Source organism: Pedobacter sp. ASV1-7, from assembly GCF_040203335.1.
GTDB lineage: Bacteria > Bacteroidota > Bacteroidia > Sphingobacteriales > Sphingobacteriaceae > Pedobacter.
On record NZ_JBEHBV010000003.1, the window covers coordinates 223,454 to 249,988 of the forward strand.

Genomic DNA, 26,535 nt, shown 5'->3' on the forward strand with positions numbered 1-26,535 from the left:
ATGAGCAGCAAAGTAAAACAAAGGGATATTACAGATTGCGGAGCAGCATGCCTGTCTTCCGTAGCAACACATTATAAATTAAACCTCCCTGTTGCCCGTATCAGGCAACTTGCGGGTACAGATAAAAAAGGTACCACAGTACTCGGACTGGTAGAAGCAGCCCAGAAGCTAGGCTTTGAAGCTAAAGGGGTAAAAAGCCCATTCGAAAGTCTATTCAAAATACCACTGCCAGCAATTGCACACGTTATAGTGGGAGAAATTCTGGCACATTATGTAGTGATTTATAAAGTCACTAAAAAATACATACAGGTGATGGATCCCATTGATGGGCAAATGCACCGCAAGAGCCATGAAGAGTTCAAAAAAGAATGGACAGGGAACCTTCTGTTATTACTACCAACTGAAGAATTTAAGCCCGGTAATGAAGAGATCTCTGTTCAGGGTCGTTTCTGGAGTCTTATAAAACCACATAAAAGTATTTTAATGCAGGCACTTTTTGGTGCTATTGTTTATACAATTTTAGGTCTTTCTACCTCTATTTTCGTTCAAAAACTGGTCGACTTTGTACTTGTAGACGGAAACCGGAATTTACTCAACCTAATGGGTATTGCTATGGTCGTGATACTTATGGTACAACTTTTTATAGGTACTGCAAAAAGCATATTTACGCTAAAAACCGGACAAATGATAGACGCCCAGCTGATACTGGGCTATTACAAGCATTTACTAAAACTACCCCAACAGTTTTTTGATACTATGCGTGTGGGCGAGATTATCTCAAGAATTGGTGATGCTGTAAAGATCAGAACATTTTTAAACGATGTAAGTATTAATTTTCTCGTTAACATTTTCATTGTGTTCTTTTCGTTTATCGTCATGTTTACCTATTACTGGAAACTAGCGCTACTCATGCTTGCTGTAATCCCGATATACCTCGTAGTTTATCTGATCACGAATAAACTCAACAAGAAAGCACAACGAAAACTAATGGAAGACTCTGCTGAACTAGAGTCACAACTTGTTGAAAGTTTAAATTCCATCAGCACTATTAAGCGATTCGGACTAGAAGGCCATGCCAATGAAAAAACGGAACTGAGATTTGTTAAATTATTGAAGACAGGATATTCTTCAAATATCAATGCATTATTTTCATCCACTTCTGCAGAACTGATATCGCGTCTTCTAACCATAGTCTTATTATGGGTTGGCGCAGGCTTTGTACTTGACAATAATATCACACCCGGCGAGTTATTGTCATTTTACACACTGATCGGCTATTTTACAGGCCCCGTATCTGCATTAATAGGTATGAATAAGGTGGTACAAGATGCAGTTATTGCTGCAGACAGGCTTTTTGAAATTCTGGATTTAGAAAGAGAAACAGTTGATAATTCTGAAAACCAGATTGAACTCACTTCAGCTCAAATTGGCGACATCCATTTCAATAATGTCACATTCCGCTATGGAACAAGAATGCCAGTTTTTGAAGGACTTGATTTAGAAATACCAAAAGCAAAATTTACAGCTATTGTAGGTGAAAGTGGTTCAGGAAAATCAACCTTAATGGCAATCCTTCAAAACATTTACCCATTAGCACAAGGAAATGTAAGTATTGGCAAGTACGATTTAAAGTATATCCGCACATCTTCATTACGTGAAGCTGTATCTGTTGTGCCGCAAAGGATTGATCTTTTTGCCGGAAATGTAATTGAGAACATTGCCATAGGTGATCATGAGCCAGATATGCAGCGTATTCTTGATATTTCCGAACAGCTGGGCATCATTGATTTCATTGAAACTTTACCTAGAGGATTTCAAACCTACCTTGGAGAGAATGGTGCAGCGTTATCCGGTGGGCAACGACAACGTATAGCCATTGCCAGGGCCTTGTACCGCAATCCTGAAATTCTGATTCTTGATGAAGCGACTTCGTCCCTGGATTCCGCATCTGAACAATATGTACAAAGAGCAATTGATCTTTTAAAAGCCAAACATAAAACAGTTATAGTTATTGCACATCGGCTAAGCACACTTAACAATGCAGACAAAATCATTGTTTTGGACAAAGGTATTGTAGCAGAACAAGGGACACACCATGAACTTCTATTAAATCCAGATTCAGCCTACTCAAGATTATGGAACATGCAAATGCCACAATTAGTCAAAATGTAAAATATTAAAAACACTTTGTTATAAAATTAAGTTTATTATCTATTGACAGAAGGTTCCATCAACTGAAACAAAATACAGATAGATGAAAACAGATCCAGTAATCGTAGAAAGAACATTTAGCGTTCCTGCTATTAAGGTATGGGAAGCTCTGACTGACGCTAAAAAAATGAAAGAATGGTATTTTAACATTGAGAACTTTAAACCAGAGGTAGGTTTTAAATTCCAGTTCATGGCAGGAAGTGAAAATAAAAACTATTTACACATCTGCAAAGTCACAGAAGCCGATGAAGGTAAAAAATTAACTTATACATGGAGCTATGATAATTACCCAGGTAATTCATCAGTTACATTTGAATTGTTTGAAGTGGGAACAGGAACCAGGGTTAAATTAACTCATACAGGTTTGGATACCTTTCCAGCTAAAGACGATGCTAATTTTTCTAAAGAAAGCTTTACTGCTGGCTGGAAAGAAATTATTGGTACCAACCTTAAGGCTTACCTGGAAAAATAGGGAATATCTTACTCCTTATTTATCGCCTCCCATAGCATATCTTTTAACTCTACAAGTCCTTTTTGAGCTACAGAGGATATGAAAATTGACGGAACATTTGCAGGAAGTTCTTTTTTCATCTCTTCCTTCAGCTCTTCATCCAACATATCCGATTTTGTAACTGCAAGAACATGTGGTTTTTGCATCAACTCTGAATTATAATCTTTTAGCTCCGACTTTAAGATTTCGTATTCTTCAGTGATGCTTCTATGTGTATCAGCAGGAACCATAAATAATAATACAGAATTCCGTTCAATATGACGTAAGAATCTATATCCAAGCCCCTTGCCTTTCGATGCACCTTCAATAATACCTGGAATATCAGCCATTACAAAAGACTTACCTCCACGATAAGATACGATTCCAAGGTTTGGCACTAACGTAGTAAAAGGATAATCCGCAATCTCTGGTTTAGCTGCAGAAACAACTGACAATAACGTTGACTTACCTGCATTTGGAAAACCGACAAGACCTACGTCAGCAAGAATTTTAAGTTCAAGAACCATCCACTCTTCTTTTCCTGCTTCACCAGGTTGTGCAAAGCGTGGTGTTTGCATAGTTGGGGACTTAAAGTGCCAATTACCTAAGCCACCGCGACCACCCGCAGTAAGAATTTTTGTTTCTCCATCAGCGGTAATTTCGAAAAGAACTTCACCAGTTTCTGCATTCTTAGCTATGGTACCTAGTGGTACATCAAGAATTTCGTCTTTACCAGATTTACCAGTTGATGTTCCACTTGATCCAGGAAGTCCATCAGGGGCAATAATATGTTTACGGTATTTTAAATGGAGAAGTGTCCAGAATTGCGAGTTGCCTCTTAGTATGATGTGACCACCGCGGCCACCATCACCACCATCAGGACCACCCGTAGCAGTTCTTACGTCGCGGTGTAAATGTGCAGAACCTGCCCCCCCCTTACCGGAACGACAACATATTTTAACATAATCTACAAAATTGGAACCCTGCGACATAATCTTTCTCTGTTTTTTTATAAATAACAATAGCGGGCAGCATAAAGCTTTGTCCCGCTATCCTTAATGTTTTTGTACTAGTATTTATCTACAACTGCACAAAGCTCAGCAAAGATATCATCGATTTTCCCGATACCATTTACTTTACTTAATTTATTTTGTGACTCGTAATATGGCAAAACATGAATGGTTTTGCTAAAATATTCTTCAATACGCTTTTGAAGTTTATCAGCCTGGTCATCAACACGCCCAGTTTCAAGCTGACGCTGTGCAATACGTTTAGTCAGCTCTTCCTGATCAACATCCAATGCAATTACACCATCAATAGCACTTCCTTTGCTCACTAAAAACTCATCCAATGCCTGTGCTTGTGGTACTGTACGTGGAAAACCATCAAATATAAATCCTTTAGCCTGAGGATTTTTATCCACTTCCTCTTCCAACATTGCGATGGTAATTTCATCAGGTACCAATTGACCATCAGCAATTAATGCGCTCACCCTTTGTCCAAGCGGTGATTGATTTTTAATGTGTGCTCTGAAAAGATCACCAGTTGATATGTGGATCAATTGATATTTCTCAATCAATTTTTCAGATTGGGTGCCTTTGCCTGCACCCGGTGGGCCAAAGAGAACAAAATTCAGCATTTGGGTTGTCTTTAAAGTTAAAAAGCCTTCAACCCGCGGGTTTAAGGCTTCTGTTTCATTATTTAAGCTCTCAAAGTTAAAAATGCAATACAATCTAAGGAAGTTTTAAATAAATATGCTTCTATAAATTGTATCTTAACCATTGAAAATATTTTTTTACTTATTAATTTATCATAACTTACCCTTTTTCAATTCATTATATTTTTGAACATAAAAAATTTGGTGGTTAGTTTTGAGGTTGCAAATATATAATTATTAATTTATTATACTCATTTTTTTACAAAATAGCCCCTGAGTATAGTGTGTGATGTTAGTTTCTTTTCAGTTTCAATACTTCCATTTTAGAAAGCACAACTGGGTTAAAAACTACGGCCTTTAATGGCACATTATTTTTATCTGTAGCAACACTATTGATGGCATCAGCAACATCCATTCCTTCGACTATTTCGCCAAAGATGGTATAGTCCTGATCAAGGTGTGGCGTACCACCCAGCGTTTTATAAATGGCTCTTTGTGCAGCAGGTATTTTTCTGTTTTTTTTCTTTTCAATTGCATCCAGCTGATCATCTGTTTGCTTTTTACCCGCCACCAGATAAATCTGTGTAAAATAAGAAGCTTTCTCTGGATTATCATCTCTACCTGCACCCAAACCACCTTTCTTATGGAATATTGAAGATCTTATTTCGGCAGGGAAACGTTTTGCCCCTAACCCGGGATTCATCTTTTCACGATTCAGAATGGTATCATCCAATTCGCCACCCTGACTTACAAAATCTTTAATGACCCGGTTAAATTCTGCATTTTTATATAATCCCTTTTTAATTGATTTCAGAAACATATCTCTGTGTGCAGGAGTTTCATCATACAACATGACGGTGATATTTCCTTTATTAGTTATAAAACGCACAAAGGTAGATTGGGCTTTTACTACCGTGACAAACAGCATAAAAACTAAAAACAAACAAAGGTTTTTCATTTAGAAAATAAAGATTTAAGGCTTAATTTCTTATATACTGCAGGAATTCTTCTTTTCTTTTAGCGTCCAGAAATACTCCATCAAAGGATGTAGTTATTGTACTGCTGCTGGTGTCTTTTATGCCTCTTGAGGACACACATAAATGAACTGCATCTATATACACTGCCACATCATCTGTTTCCAGAATAGTCTTCAATTCATTAGCAATCTGTATCGTTAAGCGTTCCTGAACCTGTGGCCTTTGTGCATAGTATTGAACAATTCGATTCAGTTTAGACAAACCTACTACTTTTCCAGATGAAATATATGCCACATGCGCTTTACCAATAATAGGGACAAAATGATGTTCACAATTCGAATACAGTGTGATATTTTTTTCAACCAGCATTTGGTTGTATTGATATTTATTCTCGAAGAGCGTAATCGCTGGTTTATTTTCAGGATTTAATCCACTGAATACTTCTTTCACAAACATTTTGGCAACACGCCCAGGGGTTCCATTCAAACTGTCATCAGTTAGATCCAGTCCCAATGTTTGCATGATTTCACGAAAATGATGGCTTATTCTACTTATCTTCTCCTCATCACTCAAATCAAAAGCATCGCTTCTTAATGGCGTATCATAAGAAGTTCCAATATGCTGCTCACCTAATAAATCTTCTATTTCTGTTGCAGATAGATCTTGTTGTGTCATACTCTTTTAATTGATTTTATTGTTCAATAACGATCTGTTCTTTTTTAATACCTATATGCTCAAGATGCCCTACCATTGCATTTGTAAAAGCATCGGGTCCGCAAATATACCAGTAGTTTATGTTACTACCACTAAAACCAAGCAAGAGTTCTTCATTTATTACCTCAGATTTTATTCCCGGATCATGTGGTTCTTTCAATACATTCACTAAATTTTCGCCCAATAAGTAACTTAGTTCTGTTCTGCAAATGATATCATCTTCATTATGATTAGCAAACAATAAGGTATTTCCCTGCAAATCTCCAGTTTGATTAAGCTGTCTGAAAATAGATAAAAAGGGTGTGATCCCTGCTCCACCTGCAATAAAAATCCCGATCCCTTTATATTGAATTGTACCAAATACTTCGTGTACAATCAGCTCATCGCCTATGGACAATGATCCCAACTTCTCTGTGACGCCATCATGTCCTTTATAAATTTTAATAGTAAACTCCAGATAGTTCCAATCGTTTAAAGATGTAAAAGTGAATGGTCTCAATTCGTTTTCAAGTCCTGGCTTATTAATAGCTACGTCTGTAGCCTGTCCGGGTATAAAGACATATCCCATAGGTTTTTCCACTATAAAGCGCTTAACATTATGAGTTACATCTTCAATGCTCAGTATTTTTACAATATGGCTTTCCATTGTTCTTTTTTATAAAATTAGAGCGCCCCTATTTAAAAAAGGTTACATTTTTCCTCATCTAATCAGAAAGTATTTTGTAACCCTTTAATATATAAGTACTCTATTATGTAAATTAGTAGAACGATAACCTCTTGTTAATATGAATCAAGCTTTAAAAGACGAAGAGCTAGTATTACGCATACTGAATGGTGAAACGCATTTATATGAGATGTTAATGCGCAAATTTAACCAACAATTGTACAGAATCAGTATTTCTATCATTAACGATGATCAGGAAGTTGAAGATATTATGCAAATTACTTATCACAATGCCTACAGAAATCTGGCAAACTTTAAGCATCATTCAAGTTTTAGCACCTGGCTGACAAAAATTCTGATCAATGAGAGCCTATTACATAAAAAACGAAAATCGAAACTCGAAAAAACGCTGATGGAAAGCGAATATAATGATCAACATACAGAAACTCCTTTAGACAATCTGATGAATAAGGAATTGAAAGAAATTCTGGAAAAAGCTGTAGCTGCCTTACCAGAAAAATACAGAATCGTATTTATGATGCGTGAAGTTCAGGGTATGAGTACCAATGAAACTATGGAAGCATTGGATTTAGGGGAGTCAAATGTAAAAATAAGACTAACCCGGGCGAAAGAAATGTTACGTACAGAGCTGAACACTTATTGGCAACCGCAAAATCTTTATGCCTTCAATCTAATTAGATGTGATAGAATTGTAAATAATGTGATGAAGCAGATCAATAATGCCAATCAATCTTCAACAACAGCTTTGATCTGATCTTTGAGTATAGTTAATACATCAGTTTGAAACCACTTATTTTTTGACATCCAGATATTATTTCTAGGCGAAGGATGTGGTAAAGGCAGGTATTGAGGTAAATATTCCCGATAGCTCTTTACGGTTTCTGTTAAAGTTGTTTTACATCTGTCTTGCAGATAATAATGCTGAGCATATTGCCCGATCAATAAAATCAGCTTTACTTCTTGCATAAAATCCAACAACTTATTATGCCATAAAGGAGCACATTCTTTTCTTGGAGGTAGATCGCCGGATTTACCTTTGCCCGGAAAACAAAATCCCATCGGCACCAATGCGAAAATATCTTCATTGTAAAACATAGCCTTATCTACCCCTAGCCAATTTCTCAAACTATCCCCACTTTTATCATTCCATGGAATACCCGTTTGATGAACAATTCTACCTGGCGCTTGTCCTATGATCACGATTTTACTTTTTTTACTTGCTGAAATAATTGGATTCGCTCCTAATTCGAGGTAAGGTTCACATACCTTACATTGTCTGATATTGGCTATAAGGTTATCCATAATTAGTTTCTCCTACTATTTTAACAATCATCCCATCACAAGATTCATCTATCAACAGTTGACAGGATAAGCGCATTTTAGGATTATGTATCCCAATCTTGTTCAAAGTATTACTTTCATTTCTATCGAAATCAGCATCATCAAATTACGATATTCATTTGGGAGAGTAGTTATTTCGTAATTTATTTCATCAGCTATTACTGTAAAAATAATCTTTTTTTAGACCCCTTACTTCCAGAATTCATCTTTAAAATCATCTACAAAATCCTGATGATGCTTTTCCAGGAAATGACCAATACTAGTTAGAACGGATTCAGGAATGATCACTTCCAAGTGAGGAAAAACAACTCTTTCTTCAAAACGGATATGTTGATCAAGAAAAGTGAATAACTTTTCATAGACAGCATAATCACCCTGACTTGCAGCATTCACACGCTCAATCAGATCAATAATTTGTTGATGATCTTTTTTTGCCTGTATGCAGAGTTCTTCTGAACTGAACCTGTTAAAGAGTAAAACTTCTTCATCCAAAAAATGATCCTTCAAATGTTGATTCCAGAAGAAATTAACATAATCTTTCATCCTTAGGCTATCCACTTTCTTATTTATCCCCTGCTTAATTTTCCAGGTGAAAAGCAAACCAAAGTGGTGATCTCTGGACAAGATCTGCATTTCCTGACTACGTTTTAGGGGCTTATTATTCATGGTTAAACAATTACACGATTATGGCCTCCATTCATATTCTGAATTCTATTTAAGAACATTTCCGCCATCATATTCGCTCTCCTTTTGGTTTCATTAGCCATTGTTCCTTCATATTGCTCATCAATAGTTTTGTTAAATAAAAGCAACCAACGCTCAAAATGCCCCTTTTTAAGGGACAGCGGTGCATGTCTGGCAAATGGATTTCCTCTGAAACCTTGAATACCAAATAATGCTGCATTCCAGAATTTATACATCTTTTCAAGATGCGGCTCCCAATCTACAATTACCGAGTCAAAAACAGGCCCGATTAGTTCATCAGACTGCACTTTTTGATAAAATGAATCCACAAACCATACAATATCTTCAAAATTAGTTATGTCAGCTTTCATACAAACAACTTTACTGCAGAGGACGTTACCAAATAATAAATGGCCCATCCTATAAATAAGATTAATAAAATAAATATCCAGAATGGGATACTTTGTGGTGTTTCACTACCAACAATTAAAAAATTTTTCTGATTACCTTTACCATATGCATTGATCATGATGGGCACAATCCCATCAACAACTGCATTTTCCTGGATTCCCTCAATTGAAATGGCCGGACCATTCCTTACTTCAAAAGGAATCAATCTGATTCCCTCTTTACCAGTAGGATCCTTACTTACAATCCTAAGTACATGCTTACCATCAATCAATTTTGAAGTATCCAGCTCAAAGTTCACAGGAGAAATCAACTCTGCTATAGGTTTAATCTCTTCATCAATAAATATAAATACTTTGCTTTTCTCTTCCATATCAGTCCAGATTTAAAATTGAAAATTTAATATGCGAGGCTGATTTTTCTCCCGGTTTAATCAACCATTTAACGGAAAAGAATAAACAAAACAAAACAATAACTGCCATAATCGAAATAATTACATAATCCCAATTGCTATCCGGACCTGCGCCATGGGTAATTCCCTTTAGTAATTTCGGCTGTTGTTTTTCGCATACAGGGCAAGCCATTGCAGTGATGTACATCAACAAAACAAAACCGGTTAAAAATGCTTTTTTCATCATTTTGTAGCTTTAGTTTTTACCAAATCCATTAATTTTTTCACCTCTTCTGGTGTCACCTTTTTAGCGGAATTACCCCAACTTGTTTTTTCATGGTTCATAATTGCAGCCACCTCTTCAGGTTTCAATTTATTATTTATGCCTACAGCAGGCATCGCGCCATAACCTTCACTTGCTCTTCCGTTATAGCCATTCATAATGATGTCTACCATTATTTCAGGGTTGTCGTCCAATACAATCTTACTACCTTTAAGTGCTGGGAAAGCACCTTTTAAACCTTCTCCATTTCCTTGGTGACAACTCTGACAGTTATTGGTATAAAGTCTTGCACCATCCAGCTCTTTAGGTTCTCCTTTTTTGAGCGCGCCAGCAGCCAGATCTCCGGATTTCTTATACAGAAAATCAGGCTCTGGTGTACCATCTGGAAGTTTTGTTTGCTTAAGTGCTTTTAAATAGGCGACCAATTCAAGTGCTTCGGCACGGGCAATTATTTTCCCTTTACGTCCTTTTCGAAATTCTTCAGGAACATTTACCACAACATCACCTTCTTCTAATTTATTCTTCACTTCAAATAGAAAGGGATAGGCTGGCATAATTGATTCTTTAACTACAATACGTGGATTGTATAAATGAACCAAATGCCAATCGGCACTAGATTGTCGCTGGCCAATGTTTGTTAAATCTGGTCCGGTACGTTCTGTGCCCATAACTGTAGCCGTATTGCGCCAGGTATCTGTTCGATGCATATCCGCATAATCTGCTGCAATACTTGGACGATCTCCCCAAACTTTATCCATATCTACATTTCTCACTTGCTGAGTATGACAAGCCACACATCCGTTTGCAACAAAAACTGCCTTTCCTAATATCGCCTGTTCATCCAAAGGAATAGCATTAGGCAGAGGTGCATTATTCTCCTCGTTATTTAAAGCCGGAATAATACACACAAATAATGTAAGTATTGCGAATAACAAAAATGCTGCGCCAAAAAGTTGTTTATGATTGTTAAAAAAATCCATGTCAATTGGTTTTAATTCTTTTTTCCGTCGAAGATTCTTCTGATTGATACAATTTTTCTAAAGCAACATCTGGAACATCAATAACCTGACGGCTTCCTTTTATCATTTTGTATAGGTTATAGGCAAAGAACAAATGCGACATCCACATCAATGTTCCACCTATGGCCCTCCACAACCAATAGGGAGCCATAAACACGACACTATCAATGAATGGTTTCCCATCCATCCACATCAACCCTTTCAATGTACTTCCATACATTAGGGGAATGGTATAAAACATCAACCCTATTAATGCCAGCCAAAAATGCGCTCCAACAGTAATCTGAGGTGCTTCTTTTCCTGTTAATCTCGGTACTAATGCATAAATGCCTGCCCATAGGAAAAAACAGATGATTCCATACATGGTTAAGTGTGAGTGTGCCACAGTAAAATCTGTAAAATGCCAGATTAGGTTAGTAGAACGAAATGCTTCTGCGGTCCCCTGTAATGAGCCGGTAAAATAAAATATGATACCTACAAGAAAGAAAGGTAAGGTATAGCTTGATGGCACTTTATGCCATGCACCTTTAAAGGTCATGATAAAGTTGGTTGTACCTGCAGCTACTGGAATCACCATCCCCATACTACCTAAAATGGCGACTGTTTGCAACCACCAGGGTATTGAACTGAAAACAAAATGGTGAGTTCCTATTAGCGTATAGAACAGAATCTGTGTCCAAAATGCAAGGATACCAAGGCTGTACGAATAAATTGGTTTATTTAATTGCTGAGGCAGGAAATAATAAACGATACCAAGGGTAAAAAACATAAACCACATCCCTACCCCCTGGTGCATATAATATCCTTGTATGATGGTTTCTCCTAATCCATCTTGCCACCAAGGTATATAAGCTACTACCGCTATAACGATCACAAATATGACTGATGCAATGATATACCAGTTGGAGATGTAAATTTCTTTAGTCTTTCTTTGGGCTACAGTTTGTAAGAAATTGATTAATGTTAAAATAACACCAATGGCAAAAAGCGACATGACTGGCCATGTATATTCTCTGTATTCGCCCCCACCATTGTTAATTCCGGCCATAAGGCATAAACTTCCGATGATGACTGCTGAATTAATTAGCCAAAGGCTATACCAGCCCATTTTTATACTGGCAAGTGCTGCATTGCCCACTCGCGGAACTACATATAAACCAAGTCCGATCATTCCTAATGAAGCCCAGCCCCAGAATACTGCATTGGTATGTACAGGACGCAATCGACCGAAACTTAGCCAACTTAACTGGTCAGCATCCGGTGCAACAAACTTTATTCCCAGGTATTCGCCAACAGTAGTTCCGAAAAGCAACCAGAATGTTGCTGCACCTAAATACCAGAGGATCAATTTTGAAAGTTCTGGATTTACTGCTGGCCTTTTTATGGCTCTTTTCTTAATGGAAACAACAGGTAAGCCTGGATCATTTTGGATTTGATATAATAATCCTTTATCATCTTCAGCAGCTATTGTCCCAGATAATTCATTGTGTTTTAAACTATAGTCTAGTGCTTTTTTTCGCTTGCTTAATGCATCTTCTAAAGTCGACTGATCTGTCTGATCTATTAAAGAGATCAGTTCATCAGCTTCTTGTAATCGTTGTTTATCCTGATACTGGCGGAATATGTTATTTACTTTAACCATCATCAGCCATATTCCGGCCAATATTGGAATTAGAATTAGAATTAAGGTAATGATCACTCCTCCTTCAGCCCATATCGTGTTACCTGCTTTTGTCGTTTGTGCAACCCCTTGTTTGGCACTTAGTACCCAAAAGAGTAGAGTCCCTAGACTTAACAGTCCTGTTTTGTTGATCTTATCAACATCATTCTTTTTTTTCCTCAGATATTGCTGTAAAGCTTCAATCTGAGTGCTGTTAAACGAATGTAGATATTGCTGCAAACTAGATTGTGGCCCTTCTGATTTCTGCTTTTTATACAGTGCAGTTGCGGCTTTAATCCTATTATAAATAAAAACTGCTGCCATTAAAGTGCATAATAAAACAAGAAAAGAGACACATAGCAGTACTGAAGTAAGACTTATCATAATGATGGTGATTTCTATTTCTTAATCAATCTTTTAATTCATTTGAAGTAAGGCAGGCCCAAATTCTTCAAATAGAATTGCTTCCTTTTCAATTCCTTTTGCAAGGAGATCTGTATATTGTTTTTGAATAAATGCAGAAGGGCCACATACATAATACCTTGTCCCAGGGAATTGTGGTAAAGAAGCTATTTTATAAATATCTAAAAAGCCTTCCATTACACCTTCCTGCATATCTGTTTCTGTAGGCAAATCATAAAAAACATGCTGATTTACATTCTGATTTTCCCTTATGATTACATCTAATTCGGATTTAAAGGCATGAACATTCCGGTTTCTGCAGCCATGTAACCAGGTAATCGAATGGTTGTATTTTTTCTCTACCAATGTTTGTAACATACTCATCATTGGAGTCAGACCTACACCTCCACTAATCAATACTACCGGAACATTTAAATCATCAGCAAGTGTAAAGCTACCTGCAGGCGCGGTCAGGTCAACTTTGTCACCTTCCTTGATAAAGTCATGCAGATAATTGCTGATCTTACCATCAGTATCTAGTTCAATTCCTTTCTCCCTTTTCACTGATATACGATAATAATCCTGTGTTGGAGTACTTGAAACACTATATTGGCGTGATTGATATAAGCTCATTTCTGGCAAAAACACCCTGATACTGATATACTGACCTGGTATATGAGGCATTACTTTACCCCCATCAGCCGGATACAGATAAAATGAAATGATCTCTGCAGATTCTTCAACTTTCTTACCTATAAAAAATGGCCTCCAACCTGTCCAGCCATTCTCTGTTTCTGTTTTCTCTTTATACAACTTGCTTTCGTGACCAGACATTAAATCTGCAAGTTGCTGATAAGCTACCGTCCAGGCAGCTATAATATCATCCGTTGCAGCTTCACCAAGTACTTCTTTTATGGAGGCTATTAAATGACGACCCACAATCTGATAATGCTCTGGTCTGATGTCTAAGCTCACGTGTTTATGACCAATTCTATCAACCACAGGCATTAATACACCTGGATTTGCTATATTCTCGGCATAAGCCAATACAGCCAGGGCCAAAGCTGTCTGCTGTTTCCCACTCTCCTGGTTCCCCATGTTGAACATATTTTTAAGTTCTGGATTATGAGTGAACATTCTATTGTAAAAATGTTTAGTTAATAATACTCCGTTTTCTCTTAGAACCGGTACTGTTGCGCTGATCAATTGTTTTTGCTCTGTGTTCATAATAAATATATTAATACCTTTTTATCTTTTATTTAAATAAACCTTTAAGTGACTCCGATTTTTTTGAATAATTATTTCTTCAAGCTTGTAATACCCAGATTCAGGTTTTCACTAAAATCCTTAATCATTGTTTGCTCCAGCAAATCTCTTAATTGGTTGCGAATGGCTTTAAATTCATGGTGTAAAGGACAAGGATTGGTTTCAGAGCAATAAGCCAGACCTAAGCCACATCCCGTAAAAATACTTTTCCCATCAACCGCCTCTACTACATCTGCCAATGGTCTTTTAAGTGCTGTTTCCTCCATATAAAAACCACCATTTGGCCCTTTGGCAGATTGTACAATGCCTTTTCTACTCAGATCCTGTAATATTTTGGCTAAAAAATGCTCAGGAGAATCAATCCCTGTTGCAATTTCTTTAATCCCTACTTTATTACCAGATGCTGTTCGGTGTGCGATAAAAAATACTGATCGTATCGCGTACTCACATGTTTTTGAAAAGACTCCCATGGCATGGACAAAGTTACATTTATTACAGAAAAATAAAAGAGTTTTTTATCTTTTATTTTTCTTACTCTTGATAAATACAGGTTCTTCTGATGAAGCGACTGATAATTCAAGCCTATTACCTGGTACAATGAACTCAACTTCTTCAAAAATCAGTTTACGTGATCCTAGCAGACTAATTATCGGATCATCTGCTTCTACCCTTGCACTTTTGACTATAAAGCCATTTATATCACTTGCTGCAAATAACTTATCTGATTTAATATCAGCATATTCTATAAGCACATTACTTAAAGGACTTTCGGGAATACCGCTCACCTTTACGAACTGACTAGAGCGTTCGACCACTATATTTCTGGCTACAATATTTTTGAATACAGGGGTCAGTGAATTAATAGGTCTGACCGGAAGTCTATCTGCCAACTCCCCCACATGTTGTGCACTTCCCAGCATATCCCAATTAAAAGCACTTCCTGTAAGATTCATTCTGATTCTGTTATAATGTATATTTTCAGCACCACCACCCCGGGGTCTGCGGGTTTTAAATCTGATCCCACTCCCTGTTTCCTCAAATACACAGTCATGCACGTATAAGTTCCGAATCATTCCTGCTGTTTCACTACCAACAGTAATAGCTCCATGTCCTTCTCGCGCCAGACAATAGCGGATTACTATATTTTCTGATGCTTTATTCACACGGACCCCATCCTCACCACGTCCAGCTTTAATCGTAAAGCAATCATCACCACTACTTAAAGTACTGTACTCAATCAACACATTTCTTGAGGATTCAATATCTATACCATCACCACGCGGAATACCTACAGAATTTACAGTTATACCGCGGATAATTACATTTTCACAATATACAGGAACGATATTCCAAAATGCGGTATTTTCTAATGATACTCCTTCTATGAAAACATTTTTGCAGTTAATGGGCGAAATAAACATTGGAGGAAGAACCGGGCTACCATTCTTTCCTTCATATACCCTTTCTGAAACAGGTTTACTAAGGTCTACAAATTCTTCTATAACCTGAGTTGTCATAGTTTGTTTACGAACAGAACCTTCCTTTGCCGGGCCTATTAACCGCCCTTTTCCAGTCAACGCTATATTTTCTTGTCCATTGGCATAAATACATGCACCTAGCGACATAACTTCTATGCCTTCATTTCTAGTAAATACTGCTGGCAGATAATCTTTTACTTCTCCACTAAAGTACAACTCCGCACCATCTTCTAAATGCAGGTTTACATTACTTTTTAAAACGATACGCCCTGTTTGCCATTTCCCTTTCGGAATAACAGCTATACCACCCCCCTTTGCATTTAGTTCGTCTATCGTTTTCTGAATTTCCTCAGTTACGATTATACCTTCCCTTGCTCCACTTGCTGTAATCAGCTTTGTTAAAGCAGGAAAAACTGGTCTTTTTAACTGTTGCATCTGAAAAGGCGCTTCAATCGGAGCTATTTCCAACGGTAATTTTAATGCACCAACCTGTTCTTTAAAAGGAACTGAATCTAACTGATTTATAGATGTTTTATCCTTACGAACATAACAAGAAATTAAAAAGATCGAAAAAAACGCAAGTCCTAAATAGCGTTTAAGACTTACGTCAGCAAAATTATTCATTTAGCTAAGTTCGTATTCCTTCCTTGAGTTTACAAGTTACAATTGATGAATTGCCGCAGATTTCTCCACGGCAATTTCTTTTATTATTCTATTTATTACTTGATACTTGTCCCTTCCTGCATCTCCTCACTCGCCATTTTCAGAATTTCATCACCCTCATTCAGCTCACCAAATACTTCAAACTGATCAGGCATTGTTCTGCCTTTGACAACTGGAATATTTTTGGTCTTCCCCTCTTCTACCCGAATCACATATATACCCAGACTACTTTCTACCAAAGCTGTTTTAGGTACAAAGAATGTAGCTTTAGTATTTTGTAATCCGATCATGGTTTCTGCTACCATAAAAGGCTTTAATTCCTGATTCACATTCAAGAAATCTGCTTCTATTTTTTCTGAACGTAACTTAAGATCTAAAGCCCCCGATTTTCTGGAAATAATAGCATAGTATTTCTTTTCCGGAGCAGAACGGATTTTAAACTTAATAGTATCTCCTACTTTTAAATAAGGTGTATTCGCCTCTGGAATAGAAAGACTTAGACGTAGCTTTTGTGTGTTTTGAATTACTAACAATGGTATTTTCCCCATCGGTCCTACATAAGCACCTAAATCTACATTTTTCTCTGTCACTACCCCATTAAAAGGGGCACGAATTACCAGATAATTATCCATATCGCGTAATTCATTATAGGCAGATTTTGCAGCATTAAGCTGTGATTCATCCGCCGACTTTCTTGCTGTAATCTGATCCAGAGCATCTTTAGCTATAGCCCCCTTGGTTTCATTGGCTTTCATCATTCTGTCGTATGTAGATTTTGTAGACAAATAAATTGCTTCTTGTGCCTGCCATTTAGCTTTAGCGCTAGCAACCTGCGATTGGATCTCAGGTGCTTCTAAAGTGATTAATACCTGCCCTGCATTTACTACGGAACCAATATCAACTTTAATCTGCTTTACGTAACTATTCACTTTTGCGTATAGATCCGTTTGCTGATCAGGTGCCAGTTCGCCTGCCAACTTCAATTGAACCAGCGGATTACTTTTACTGATGGTTACCTTTTCAAAAGGATTCATCATCATCATTGGCTTATCTGTTTTTACATCTTTTGTCTTTTCTGGTTTGGCATTGTTGCAGGCTGATAAAGTAACTGCGGTTGCGACCAATACATATGCTAATATCTTCATGTTTTTACGATCTAATTGTTTGGTTAATAAAGTGAATACTATTTTCGTCTTCCGGATCTAATGATGGCGATTGTGTTTTACTTTTCCCTTGTATCCACGCAAAAATCAAAGGCAGGATAATCAATACTGAAAATGTAGAAGCGAACAATCCACCAATTACGGCTCTTGCCAATGGAGATACCTGGTCTGCTCCTTCACCAAAACCGATGGCTATTGGCAACATACCAGCAATCATAGCCAGGGTCGTCATGATAATTGGACGAATACGTAAGCCCGCAGCTTCTATGGCTGATTGTAAAGCGTTGCCATTTTGTAAACGCAGCGTTTCTGCATTACTAATCAACAATACTGCATTGGCAATAGATACCCCAACCGACATAATAATTCCCATGTAGGATTGCAAGTTGATCGTTGAGCCAGTTACCTTTAGCAAAAGTAATGCACCTAATACCACAAAAGGAACAGTTGTTAACACGACAAAGGATACCTTGAAAGATTGGAAGTTAGCCGTAAGCATCAGGAAAATCACGATGATGGCAATCAATAAGCCGTTTGCGAGACTATCCATTGTATCATCCAATACTGGAATCATTCCGGCTACTTTTACGTTCACACCTTTCGGCAATTCCCCTAAAGAAGCAATGGCAGCATCAACATCTTTTTGTGCTCTTGCTAAATCAGTTTTGTGAACATTAGCGGTAACCGTTGTATACCCCATAGTACCCAGGTTATAACTTTCTCCCAATGTTTTAGTTGGCGTAATCGTTGCTACATCACCTAATACTGGCCTGTCAGAGTTTTTAGACAAAGGAATATTTGCCAATTCTTCTTTACTGTTTAACAGATTTTGAGGCATTTGCACCTGTACATCATAGGCAATTCCCATCATACCACCAACCCACATATTTTTACTGGTGTAACGTGATGATGCTGTACTGGCGACTAATGATTTAGCAATATCTTGTGCATCTAAACCTAATTGAGCAGCTCTGGTTCTATCTATATTAATCTCTAAAGCCGGATAATTCATAGATTGAGGAATCTGTACATCCCTTAGATAATCCAGTTTCTTCAACTCCATCATTAATTTATTCGCCGTCATAGCGTTCATCTTCTTCATCATCCCCGATATCCGAATCTCTACAGGTGTATTTGCACCCTGACTAAGGATTTTTTCTGTCAGTTCTATTGGCTCAAAAGACAATTTCAAATCCGGCATTTTCTGCTTGATGTGGTGACGAATTTTATCTTTCAACTCATCTGAATTGCCATCAAACTTTTTCATAGCTACTTGCATTAAAGCTTCATGCGGTCCTGCATTATACAGGTAAATTGGGCTTACCGCAAAGGTTGAAGGGTGTTGCCCTACAAAGGCTGATGAAATGGCAACATTATCTTTGCCTAGTAAGGAATCCAGTTCTTTTAAAACAGCTTTAACCTTTTGCTCAGTTTTTTCAATACGCGTACCCTCTGGCGCAGTAATTCTAACCTGGAACTGGCTTGAGTTAACAGTAGGCAACACATCTTTTCCTGTATATTGATACATAAAGACCGCAGCAATTAATACCAGAATCATGCTCGTCAATACGATCAGTTTCTTTTTGGTCATCAAGCTTTGCAGTAAATCTGTAAAACGTCTTTTAAACCTGTCAAATCTGGTTTCTTTAATTTCCTCTGCTGCTGAATGTTTGTTTTTCATTAACCAATTAGCCATAATTGGCACAAAGGTTTGAGACATTAAAAACGAAACAATCATTGAGAAGCTAATAGACAAGGCCAGTGGCATAAATAATGAACCAGGAATGCCCGTCATGATAAACGCTGGTGCAAATACGGCAAGAATACAAAGAAGGATCAATAATTTTGGAAAAGCTATTTCCTTACATGCATCAAAAATGGCCTGTGCCTTAGATTTTTTCATTGCAAAATGCTGGTGGATATTCTCTATCGTTACTGTACTTTCATCGACCAGAATACCAACCGCCAATGCCAATCCAGATAACGACATAATGTTAATCGTTTGTCCGAATAGCTTTAAAAACAATACTCCAGAAATGATAGAAATTGGTATAGTCAGAATCACAATAATCGCCGCCCTGGTATCACGTAAAAATAACATAACCATTAAACCAGTAAGCAAAGCCCCCAACACACCTTCCATAATCAAACTTTTTACTGCATTGATTACATATACTGACTGGTCAAATTCATAAGAAATGGTCACATCATCCGGCAAGTTCTTTTGAATATTCGGGATAGACTTTTTCAGGTTTTGAACCACATCATAAGTAGAAGCTTTTCCTGATTTTGCAATATTGATATATACTGAACGTTTACCATCAATTAAAGCATATCCGGCTGTAATATCTGCACCATCTTTTACAGTGGCAACATCTCGGATATAAACATTATCGACTGTTCCTTTAAAAATAGGGATATCCCCAAATTCCTCAACAGTTTTTAACGTGTTGTTCGTTGGAGTTAAATAATTAAGATCGTTGATATACACATTTCCAGAAGGAGAAGTTATGTTTTGGCGACTGATCGCCTTTACAATTTGCTCTGGTGACAACTGATGCGTCCTTAATTTATTTGGATCGATATTGATCTCGATAGTACGTGGACTTCCTCCAAATGGAGGGGCTGTTGTTAGTCCAGGAATGGCAATTAGAAATGGACGCGCCGTAAAATTGGCAATATCCTGTAACTGGTTATTTGTTTTAGTTGGACTTTTAAACACCAACTGCCCCACTGGTTGCGAAGAAGCATCGAAACGAATGATAAACGGAGGTGGTGCGCCCGGAGGTAAAAACACCTGCGAACGATTAGACAAGGCCGAGATTTGGGCAATGGCTTCCCCCATCTCTGTCCCTTCATAAAAATTCACCTTCATTAAGGTAAGGCCTTGTGTATTTTTAGTTTCAATACTTTTTATTCCATTGGTAAAAAGCATCATATTCACATACATTTTTGTGAAATATCCTTCCATTTGCTGTGGTGTATAACCATTAAACGAATGGGCAACATAGACCACCGGCAAATTCATTTCCGGTAAAATGTCTACCTGAATGTCCTTGGCAGACCGTATTCCAAAGAATAACAATCCTACCACTAACACCATAATAGATATGGGTTTGCGGAGTGCAAAACGTATTAAATTCATAGATTTATTTTTGGATGGCGTTTAATAAAACATTTAAATCTCCATGTGCTGCGGCTTGTAACAGCAAAGCCTGCCAGACATTATTTTGAGCTATTTCAAAATCAATTTCTGCACGGTTTAAGCTATAAAGGGTTTGAGTATAATCTACCAGGTTTGTCAGGCCGTTTTCATATAAAGCCTTGTGCTGCAAATAAGCCTGTTGCGCTGCAGTCAACTGCACTTTGGTTTCTTCAAAATTCTCTACCGCATTTTTAGTTTTAGCTTTTGCCAGAGCGGCTTGCGCATTTAGCTCTTCATTTAACAATTGATGCTCGTGTATTAATGATTTGGTAATAAATTGTTGCTCTCCAACTTTGCTGTTCTGACGAAAGATATTTGTTAAATTCCAACTGAGTGTTAAGCCCAATAGATAGTTACTTCTATCAATTCCAACACCTTTAGTATAAGATGAAGAGTAAGCAGAATTATCCTGTACATAATTCCAGTCAAAACCAGAAGCTCTGCCTTGAACCACTCCAAATGCTGAAATAGCAGGCAATCTATATTTTCGCATCAAAGTTTCTGATTGAACACTCTGATTGATTTTACTTTGTTGCCAGTTCAATAAAGAATGTTTAATTAACACCTCAGCGGTTTGTCCCGCAGTTATGAAAGGTATTGAAGTACTAAACAAACTATCCAATTGATACGGTTGAAATTTATCTCCCAACAGTACAGCCAGATTTTTTGAAAACTCCAATTCCTTATCATACGCTTTAATCTGCTGTGACTGTGCGTTTGATACCTCAGCCTTAGCTAATGAAGCCTCTACTTCCGGGATTAATCCACTATTGGCCCTGGTAGCAGTGATTTCGTGAAATACCTTTGCTCTGTCAAGGTTTTTCTCTTGTACATATTTGATACGTTGGCTCGCCAATAGACTTAGATAATTAGCACTTACCTTAATTTGATGCTGAAAGATTTCTTGTTCCAAATCTGCAAAAGCGGTTTTCTCCTTTGATTTAGCGACGTTAATTTCTTGTTTCAGCTTTCCGAAAGTAAAGACATTCCAGTTGACATTCGCAAAATAGAGTGATCCGAAAGCGGCATTCCAGTTTTGCTCTGCCAATGGCATAGAAGTCGAAGCTGCTCCTAATCCCCCATAAGCATACAATGGTCCATTTTGGGCATTAATTGTTCCAAAACTCTGTTGTGCTGCCAATGTGAGATCTGGCAATAATTGTTTCCTTTGATAAGCTATATTTTGTTCCGAAGCCTGTAATAAGGCCTGTTTCGACTTGATTCGATCAAAGTTCTCTACGGAACGATTTAACGCATCTTGTAGGTGTAATACCTGGGAAAAGCCAGAAAAGCTAAAACCAAGCAATACACTAAAAGACGCAATGATTTTAAGTTTCATTGTGTATATATTTAGACATTAGACATAAAGAATTTTAGCATTTTGTTAAATGCTGAAATAAATTCCGTAAGTCGGTCTAAATTCTATAAACGCAATTTAAAATATAGATTGGATTGCCCGGGATGGGGACATTTGAAGGAGTTGTATGAACAGTTTTGAGTTGACTTTCAATATTAATATCGAAAACTGCACCCAATGTCTTGTTGGGAATTACATCACCCCAAACCTTTAAACAAATTGTTTGATTAGCTGTCTTTTTAACAGAATCAGTGACTTTAACCAGTTCTGATTCATGTTTGCAACAACCCTTCTTTTTCTTCTGCTGTTTATTTTTTACAACACAGATATTACAAGGTCTATCAGGCTGCTCATTGACTGAAAAAGCTTTTCCTTGTTGTATTCCATTGCAAAAATGTGTGTACATTGTAAAGCCCGAAGACATTACAACGTATAACATAGAAAGGAATATGACAACGAGTCTTTTCATTGCCACAAACATGCCCTTTCTCTTTTAAGATTATTTACACTATTCTGTAATTTTCTTACATAATTCCGTTTGGTAAAAATGGGCAAAGACACAATTCTGTAATTAATGGATATAACATTATATACATTGAAGTCTTAAAAGAAATTCCCTAGTGCTTTTAAGTTAAATTTTATATAATTGCAATTACAATATTCAATAATGAATATTCGGGATGTAGCGTAGCCCGGTATCGCGCCAGCATGGGGTGCTGGAGGTCGTGGGTTCGAATCCCGCCATCCCGACAATTAAATACAGGATAATGTATTACTTTATCTTCTCTGTATTTAATTCCCAGCTATCTGTTCTAAATGGAGCTACAGGCAAGCCAGTTTTACTAAACAAATTACCTATTCCTGCATTACTAAATTGGTATCTGACAGCTACAGGTGTCTTTACCTGCTGACTTGAAACTACAATAGTATTCTCTTTTATTTTTACTGTTGCTGGATAAAATACCTGATCTGTTCCAGCAATAAAGATTTCTTTTGCCGTATTGCCTTTAATCTCTAGCCCTGTATCAGTATTATAAAAATCAATTATTGCATTAGCTCCTTTTATTGTAACAGACTTAAAGAGCGCGTTTTTAGGTGAAGCACTTTTGTTTAGACCATAAGTTTCGGCTATTGCCAGATTTGCCAGCCTTATACCTACATCCTTTTTATTTACCGGATGAATATTTAATGTATCGTTCACCAAATCTGAAACCACAACCATTCCTGTATTTTTTGTTGAAAGACTTTTGATCTGAGCCTCCCTTAACAAAGCGCCTATATTGTTGTTCCCATATTTATATGGAGCTATTTGCACATAATAAAATGGGAAGTCTTTATTCCAAGCCTTACGCCAGGACGCGATCATGGTATTCATGAGCTCAGAGTAAGTTGATGCAGTTTCAGTGTTACTTTCGCCCTGATACCATATGGTACCTGCTATCTGATAATTCACAAGTGGTGCAATCATCGCATTATAAGCATAACCAGGCTTTACCGGCCAGTTAGGTCTCGGCTTTATTTTGCTTGCTGCATCTTTCAATACAGGATTACCTTCTACCATGGTATCAGGTGTCCAGGCTTCAGCAGGAGTACCTCCCCAATTGCTACTGATTAGCCCAATAGGTACATCCATAGCCTGATTGAGATTTTTACCAAAGTAATACCCTACAGCACTAAATGCCTTAAGGTTATTACTATCAATTACCGCCCAATTACCATCAACATTATCCTGAGGTGTTTTCGATGTGGTTTTAGGGATATGAAATAACCTGATTTTCAATTTACTCAGATGCGAAAATTCATCTCTAATACTTATAATGCCATTGTTAAAACTCCACTCCATATTCGACTGCCCGCTACATACCCATACCTCTCCGATTAAGATGTTATCAAGTACAATTTTATTCTCACCTTGTAAGGTAATGGTATAAGGACCGCCCGCTTGTGGTGTTTGAATATTGATCTTCCAATTCGCATTTCCATCGGCTTTTACATCTATAGTTTTATTATCCCAGGAAGTCGTGATCTTGATCTTCTCACCTGGCGATGCCCAACCCCAAATCTTAGTATTTGATTTCTGTTGTAACACCATGTTGCTCCCAACAATATTTGGAAGCCTGATTTTTGCATATAGAGATAAAGTAATAAACGTAAAAACGAGAAGGAAAAAGTACTTTTTCATTTGGTTATGGTTGTGTTTATAGCGCCTTTAAGTGCCTGTAAGCATTTTAATGCTCAATGATGACTTTCAGGATTTGGTAAGACAAGGTAAACATTAACACATAAAATTATATATTATTCTTAATGATTAAATTCATCACCATCAAGATTCATTAAAAAGCTAAGTAAAAAATTCCTTTTAGCCGGAGGCCAGATCGTTTCTCTTCTGGCGCCATCATAAGAATAGCGGTATCCAAACACATTGTTAAAACCAAAAATATTATTCACATTTAAATTGAAAGCTGAAAACTTTCCAATCCATTTTGGCAAGTAAGTTGCAGAAAAACTAATGCTGTGATAGTCCTTCGTGTTATTTCCCATAAAGACCGGATTGAGCGGATTATAATAGGTTCTGCCCGTGCTATAGGTATATGCAGCCGAAAAAAACCAATCGACCTTAGCTCTTGCCTTTTGCAACACAAAATTAAAAGTATGCTCTGGTGCAAAAGCAGGTCTGCCAAAATCCGGATAATCTATATAATTCCGTTTCGTATCTAAATAAGAATAAGAAGCGTAAAACTCTACCAATTCTAAACTTTGTTTATCCTTATAAAACACATCAATACCTTTTGCATAACCACTTCCATTATGGTTAAATTCGGAAATCTGTAATGGCGGGCCATAAGCCTGAAATCCAGAAAAAACAGGTGTTTTGATTTTCAACAAATCATCATAATTCTTATAATATGCTGTAATTCTAAACAACCTGTTTAACATTTTGTATTCATAATCAACAGCGAATTGTTCACTTTTTTCATAACCTAATGCTGATGTTTCTGCTAAGAAGCTATCGTCAGGCTTCTGATAATACAAACCATATGAAGTGGTAATCTGATGATCTTTGTATGGCATAAAGATAAATGCAGTTCTTGGTGCCAGATTACTCTTTCTAATAAATGAACTGTATTCTGATCTTAAACCTAGCTTTAAACTAAGCTGATTATTGAAATAAATTTCTGATTCAGCAAAGCCTGCAGATAAAACATCCTTATAAGATCTTTTACCCTCTGCATACCCCTCTTCTCTCGAATTTTGAAATTGCTCTGCACCAATACTTACAGTAGAACTTCCAGGTAACAACCTTGTAATCATCAATTTTTCCTGCCAGATGTTATCAGTTTGGAAATAGGCGTCCTTATTCACATGTCCACTTTCCAACGTACGGTTATAGCCTATTCCGGCATATATCTTCCAATTCTTATTTAGATAATCCTGATAATTAGTATTCAGATAAATATTCTTATTCCTGTTATGTAATAGATCTTTAGCATCTACAATGGGATTTTTAATATCAAAAGAAAGTTCTGTATCACTATAATCAGCAAATACTTTAATCATTCCATTTTTTGAAGGTTTAAGTTTATAACTCAAACTAGTTTGATACTGCCGGGGAGCTTGTTGCCATAAGGTGTACTGATTTACAACACTGTTATATGGTTTGAAATTATAATAATTAGCACCCAGGGTTAATGAACTATTTTTAAACCTTTGAGTACGTGCTGCTCCAAACCCTAAATTGATTATTGAATACTCTGTAGAACTTTTTTGGGCAATACCTTTGGTGTCCATACTTAATACAGAGGACAATGCTTGTCCATAAGCTGCAGAAAATCCATTAGTAGTAAAAGTAGATTTATCAAACAGAAAAGTAGAAAACCTACTTCTATTGGCTAAATCAGGAAGCCGGCTACCGAAAGCATTTTTTACCATTAGTCCATCAAACATCACGGCAGTTTCACTAGCACTCCCCCCATGTACAAAAAAACCAGTTTCATTACCTGCTGGCGCTGCTCCTGGAAAGGTTTGCAAAGCTGCTGTAACATCCGCTGCAGTGCCTGCTGTCATAGCAGTACTAATGGCAGATTGCGTATAATCTCTATTTACCTCCGACAGATTTCTGCGAATTTGAATTTGTACTCCCTGCAGTTCATTCTTATTTTCTTTCAAAACAAAACTATGGAAGATTTCTTTTCCATTTATTTTAATCAAAGTACTATCTGGATGAAAACCTATGGCAGATGCAATAAGATAGCTGGAACCCTTTATATTGGTTTTAATCTCAAATGTTCCCATGCTATCTGTAATACCCCCATCTCTGGTGAGTTTAATTTTCAGACTAACACCGGGTAATGGTTCTCCATCAGTTGTCTTAACTTTTCCGCTAATTGTTGTTTGAGCATTGCTTAAAATTGAGATCAACAGCAGTCCTGCCAAAAGTAATGGCACTCTGGCTATATTCATATTATGAAATTTTAAGGAAA

Annotated in this window: 24 protein-coding genes and 1 tRNA gene; 4 read left to right on the forward strand and 21 right to left on the reverse strand. The window is 37.1% G+C overall.

What is annotated here, in order from left to right:
* Positions 1-2,172: a peptidase domain-containing ABC transporter gene (locus ABDJ41_RS08875; protein ID WP_349785584.1), complete on the forward strand. Its 2,172-nt coding sequence runs from the start codon at positions 1-3 to the stop codon at positions 2,170-2,172.
* Positions 2,173-2,254: 82 nt separating this feature from the next.
* Positions 2,255-2,683, forward strand: coding sequence for an SRPBCC family protein (locus ABDJ41_RS08880; protein WP_349785586.1), 429 nt, complete (start codon positions 2,255-2,257; stop codon positions 2,681-2,683).
* An 8-nt stretch (positions 2,684-2,691) separates the two neighbouring features.
* On the opposite strand, the gene obgE is transcribed toward ABDJ41_RS08880, so the two are convergent.
* The 5 genes from obgE to ABDJ41_RS08905 all read right to left on the reverse strand — a co-directional run bounded on the left by obgE (position 2,692) and on the right by ABDJ41_RS08905 (position 6,695).
* Positions 2,692-3,693, reverse strand: coding sequence for a GTPase ObgE (obgE, locus tag ABDJ41_RS08885; RefSeq protein ID WP_349785587.1), 1,002 nt, complete (start codon positions 3,691-3,693; stop codon positions 2,692-2,694).
* Between the two features lie 77 nt (positions 3,694-3,770).
* Positions 3,771-4,340 (reverse strand): adenylate kinase, encoded by a 570-nt coding sequence (locus ABDJ41_RS08890; RefSeq protein WP_349785588.1) that lies wholly within the window; start codon positions 4,338-4,340, stop codon positions 3,771-3,773.
* Between the two features lie 310 nt (positions 4,341-4,650).
* A complete protein-coding gene (locus tag ABDJ41_RS08895; RefSeq protein WP_349785589.1) occupies positions 4,651-5,316 on the reverse strand; it encodes a peptidylprolyl isomerase in 666 nt (221 codons plus the stop codon).
* A gap of 22 nt (positions 5,317-5,338) precedes the next feature.
* Positions 5,339-6,010, reverse strand: a complete 672-nt coding sequence (gene folE, locus ABDJ41_RS08900; RefSeq protein ID WP_349785590.1) for a GTP cyclohydrolase I FolE — start codon at positions 6,008-6,010, stop codon at positions 5,339-5,341.
* A 16-nt stretch (positions 6,011-6,026) separates the two neighbouring features.
* A complete protein-coding gene (locus ABDJ41_RS08905; protein ID WP_349785592.1) occupies positions 6,027-6,695 on the reverse strand; it encodes an FAD-binding oxidoreductase in 669 nt (222 codons plus the stop codon).
* 139 nt (positions 6,696-6,834) lie between these two features.
* Between ABDJ41_RS08905 and ABDJ41_RS08910 the strand changes: the two genes are divergently transcribed.
* A complete protein-coding gene (locus ABDJ41_RS08910) occupies positions 6,835-7,488 on the forward strand; it encodes a sigma-70 family RNA polymerase sigma factor (protein WP_349785593.1) in 654 nt (217 codons plus the stop codon).
* Here the strand turns inward: ABDJ41_RS08910 and ABDJ41_RS08915 are convergent.
* From ABDJ41_RS08915 to ABDJ41_RS08980, 14 genes are all read right to left on the reverse strand, one after another.
* Positions 7,461-8,036, reverse strand: coding sequence for a uracil-DNA glycosylase family protein (locus ABDJ41_RS08915; RefSeq protein WP_349785594.1), 576 nt, complete (start codon positions 8,034-8,036; stop codon positions 7,461-7,463). The genes ABDJ41_RS08910 and ABDJ41_RS08915 overlap by 28 nt on opposite strands.
* Positions 8,037-8,264: 228 nt before the next feature.
* Positions 8,265-8,741, reverse strand: a complete 477-nt coding sequence (locus ABDJ41_RS08920) for a hemerythrin domain-containing protein (RefSeq protein ID WP_349785595.1) — start codon at positions 8,739-8,741, stop codon at positions 8,265-8,267.
* Between the two features lie 2 nt (positions 8,742-8,743).
* Entirely contained in the window at positions 8,744-9,130 is a 387-nt protein-coding gene (locus tag ABDJ41_RS08925; protein WP_349785596.1) for a group III truncated hemoglobin, read from the reverse strand.
* The gene (locus ABDJ41_RS08930; protein ID WP_349785597.1) at positions 9,127-9,540 is read right to left on the reverse strand and encodes a cytochrome C; all 414 of its coding nucleotides are present in this window, start codon (positions 9,538-9,540) and stop codon (positions 9,127-9,129) included. The genes ABDJ41_RS08925 and ABDJ41_RS08930 overlap by 4 nt, the downstream gene beginning before the upstream one ends.
* Position 9,541: 1 nt before the next feature.
* On the reverse strand, positions 9,542-9,802 hold the full coding sequence (locus tag ABDJ41_RS08935; RefSeq protein WP_349785598.1) for a hypothetical protein: 261 nt from the start codon (positions 9,800-9,802) through the stop codon (positions 9,542-9,544).
* Positions 9,802-10,821, reverse strand: a complete 1,020-nt coding sequence (locus ABDJ41_RS08940) for a cytochrome c (RefSeq protein ID WP_349785599.1) — start codon at positions 10,819-10,821, stop codon at positions 9,802-9,804. Before ABDJ41_RS08940 ends, ABDJ41_RS08935 begins: the two co-directional genes overlap by 1 nt.
* Position 10,822: 1 nt before the next feature.
* The gene (locus ABDJ41_RS08945; protein ID WP_349785601.1) at positions 10,823-12,844 is read right to left on the reverse strand and encodes a cbb3-type cytochrome c oxidase subunit I; all 2,022 of its coding nucleotides are present in this window, start codon (positions 12,842-12,844) and stop codon (positions 10,823-10,825) included.
* Between the two features lie 93 nt (positions 12,845-12,937).
* Positions 12,938-14,149 carry an NO-inducible flavohemoprotein gene (gene hmpA / locus ABDJ41_RS08950; protein WP_349785602.1) on the reverse strand — a complete coding sequence of 404 codons (1,212 nt, stop codon included), beginning with the start codon at positions 14,147-14,149 and terminating at the stop codon, positions 12,938-12,940.
* Between the two features lie 71 nt (positions 14,150-14,220).
* Positions 14,221-14,658, reverse strand: a complete 438-nt coding sequence (locus ABDJ41_RS08955; RefSeq protein ID WP_349785603.1) for an RrF2 family transcriptional regulator — start codon at positions 14,656-14,658, stop codon at positions 14,221-14,223.
* Between the two features lie 45 nt (positions 14,659-14,703).
* Positions 14,704-16,290 (reverse strand): glycoside hydrolase family 28 protein, encoded by a 1,587-nt coding sequence (locus tag ABDJ41_RS08960; RefSeq protein WP_349785604.1) that lies wholly within the window; start codon positions 16,288-16,290, stop codon positions 14,704-14,706.
* Positions 16,291-16,385: 95 nt separating this feature from the next.
* Positions 16,386-17,474: an efflux RND transporter periplasmic adaptor subunit gene (locus tag ABDJ41_RS08965; protein ID WP_349785606.1), complete on the reverse strand. Its 1,089-nt coding sequence runs from the start codon at positions 17,472-17,474 to the stop codon at positions 16,386-16,388.
* Positions 17,475-17,478: 4 nt separating this feature from the next.
* Positions 17,479-20,637, reverse strand: a complete 3,159-nt coding sequence (locus ABDJ41_RS08970) for an efflux RND transporter permease subunit (RefSeq protein ID WP_349785607.1) — start codon at positions 20,635-20,637, stop codon at positions 17,479-17,481.
* Between the two features lie 4 nt (positions 20,638-20,641).
* A complete protein-coding gene (locus ABDJ41_RS08975) occupies positions 20,642-22,036 on the reverse strand; it encodes a TolC family protein (RefSeq protein WP_349785608.1) in 1,395 nt (464 codons plus the stop codon).
* Positions 22,037-22,112: 76 nt separating this feature from the next.
* Positions 22,113-22,535 (reverse strand): HYC_CC_PP family protein, encoded by a 423-nt coding sequence (locus ABDJ41_RS08980; protein ID WP_349785609.1) that lies wholly within the window; start codon positions 22,533-22,535, stop codon positions 22,113-22,115.
* Between the two features lie 195 nt (positions 22,536-22,730).
* Here ABDJ41_RS08980 and ABDJ41_RS08985 point away from each other — a divergent pair.
* Positions 22,731-22,804: transfer RNA gene (locus ABDJ41_RS08985), tRNA-Pro, on the forward strand.
* 22 nt (positions 22,805-22,826) lie between these two features.
* Here the strand turns inward: ABDJ41_RS08985 and ABDJ41_RS08990 are convergent.
* Entirely contained in the window at positions 22,827-24,236 is a 1,410-nt protein-coding gene (locus ABDJ41_RS08990) for a sialate O-acetylesterase (protein WP_349785610.1), read from the reverse strand.
* A gap of 119 nt (positions 24,237-24,355) precedes the next feature.
* Positions 24,356-26,515: a TonB-dependent receptor gene (locus ABDJ41_RS08995; RefSeq protein WP_349785611.1), complete on the reverse strand. Its 2,160-nt coding sequence runs from the start codon at positions 26,513-26,515 to the stop codon at positions 24,356-24,358.
* Positions 26,516-26,535: the final 20 nt, after the last annotated feature.

What these genes read in the sequence shown, in the direction of transcription:
- ABDJ41_RS08920 (WP_349785595.1), bottom strand. Translation starts at nt 8,741, where the DNA reads ATGAATAATAAGCCCCTAAAACGTAGTCAGGAAATGCAGATCTTGTCC.
- ABDJ41_RS08945 (WP_349785601.1), bottom strand. Translation starts at nt 12,844, where the DNA reads ATGGCAGCAGTTTTTATTTATAATAGGATTAAAGCCGCAACTGCACTG.
- ABDJ41_RS08875 (WP_349785584.1), top strand. Translation starts at nt 1, where the DNA reads ATGAGCAGCAAAGTAAAACAAAGGGATATTACAGATTGCGGAGCAGCA.
- ABDJ41_RS08995 (WP_349785611.1), bottom strand. Translation starts at nt 26,515, where the DNA reads ATGAATATAGCCAGAGTGCCATTACTTTTGGCAGGACTGCTGTTGATC.
- ABDJ41_RS08990 (WP_349785610.1), bottom strand. Translation starts at nt 24,236, where the DNA reads ATGAAAAAGTACTTTTTCCTTCTCGTTTTTACGTTTATTACTTTATCT.
- ABDJ41_RS08890 (WP_349785588.1), bottom strand. Translation starts at nt 4,340, where the DNA reads ATGCTGAATTTTGTTCTCTTTGGCCCACCGGGTGCAGGCAAAGGCACC.
- ABDJ41_RS08980 (WP_349785609.1), bottom strand. Translation starts at nt 22,535, where the DNA reads ATGTTTGTGGCAATGAAAAGACTCGTTGTCATATTCCTTTCTATGTTA.
- hmpA (WP_349785602.1), bottom strand. Translation starts at nt 14,149, where the DNA reads ATGAACACAGAGCAAAAACAATTGATCAGCGCAACAGTACCGGTTCTA.
- ABDJ41_RS08975 (WP_349785608.1), bottom strand. Translation starts at nt 22,036, where the DNA reads ATGAAACTTAAAATCATTGCGTCTTTTAGTGTATTGCTTGGTTTTAGC.
- folE (WP_349785590.1), bottom strand. Translation starts at nt 6,010, where the DNA reads ATGACACAACAAGATCTATCTGCAACAGAAATAGAAGATTTATTAGGT.
- ABDJ41_RS08915 (WP_349785594.1), bottom strand. Translation starts at nt 8,036, where the DNA reads ATGGATAACCTTATAGCCAATATCAGACAATGTAAGGTATGTGAACCT.
- ABDJ41_RS08905 (WP_349785592.1), bottom strand. Translation starts at nt 6,695, where the DNA reads ATGGAAAGCCATATTGTAAAAATACTGAGCATTGAAGATGTAACTCAT.
- ABDJ41_RS08940 (WP_349785599.1), bottom strand. Translation starts at nt 10,821, where the DNA reads ATGGATTTTTTTAACAATCATAAACAACTTTTTGGCGCAGCATTTTTG.
- ABDJ41_RS08895 (WP_349785589.1), bottom strand. Translation starts at nt 5,316, where the DNA reads ATGAAAAACCTTTGTTTGTTTTTAGTTTTTATGCTGTTTGTCACGGTA.
- ABDJ41_RS08930 (WP_349785597.1), bottom strand. Translation starts at nt 9,540, where the DNA reads ATGGAAGAGAAAAGCAAAGTATTTATATTTATTGATGAAGAGATTAAA.
- ABDJ41_RS08935 (WP_349785598.1), bottom strand. Translation starts at nt 9,802, where the DNA reads ATGAAAAAAGCATTTTTAACCGGTTTTGTTTTGTTGATGTACATCACT.
- ABDJ41_RS08910 (WP_349785593.1), top strand. Translation starts at nt 6,835, where the DNA reads ATGAATCAAGCTTTAAAAGACGAAGAGCTAGTATTACGCATACTGAAT.
- ABDJ41_RS08880 (WP_349785586.1), top strand. Translation starts at nt 2,255, where the DNA reads ATGAAAACAGATCCAGTAATCGTAGAAAGAACATTTAGCGTTCCTGCT.
- ABDJ41_RS08965 (WP_349785606.1), bottom strand. Translation starts at nt 17,474, where the DNA reads ATGAAGATATTAGCATATGTATTGGTCGCAACCGCAGTTACTTTATCA.
- obgE (WP_349785587.1), bottom strand. Translation starts at nt 3,693, where the DNA reads ATGTCGCAGGGTTCCAATTTTGTAGATTATGTTAAAATATGTTGTCGT.
- ABDJ41_RS08955 (WP_349785603.1), bottom strand. Translation starts at nt 14,658, where the DNA reads ATGGGAGTCTTTTCAAAAACATGTGAGTACGCGATACGATCAGTATTT.
- ABDJ41_RS08960 (WP_349785604.1), bottom strand. Translation starts at nt 16,290, where the DNA reads ATGAATAATTTTGCTGACGTAAGTCTTAAACGCTATTTAGGACTTGCG.
- ABDJ41_RS08925 (WP_349785596.1), bottom strand. Translation starts at nt 9,130, where the DNA reads ATGAAAGCTGACATAACTAATTTTGAAGATATTGTATGGTTTGTGGAT.
- ABDJ41_RS08970 (WP_349785607.1), bottom strand. Translation starts at nt 20,637, where the DNA reads ATGAATTTAATACGTTTTGCACTCCGCAAACCCATATCTATTATGGTG.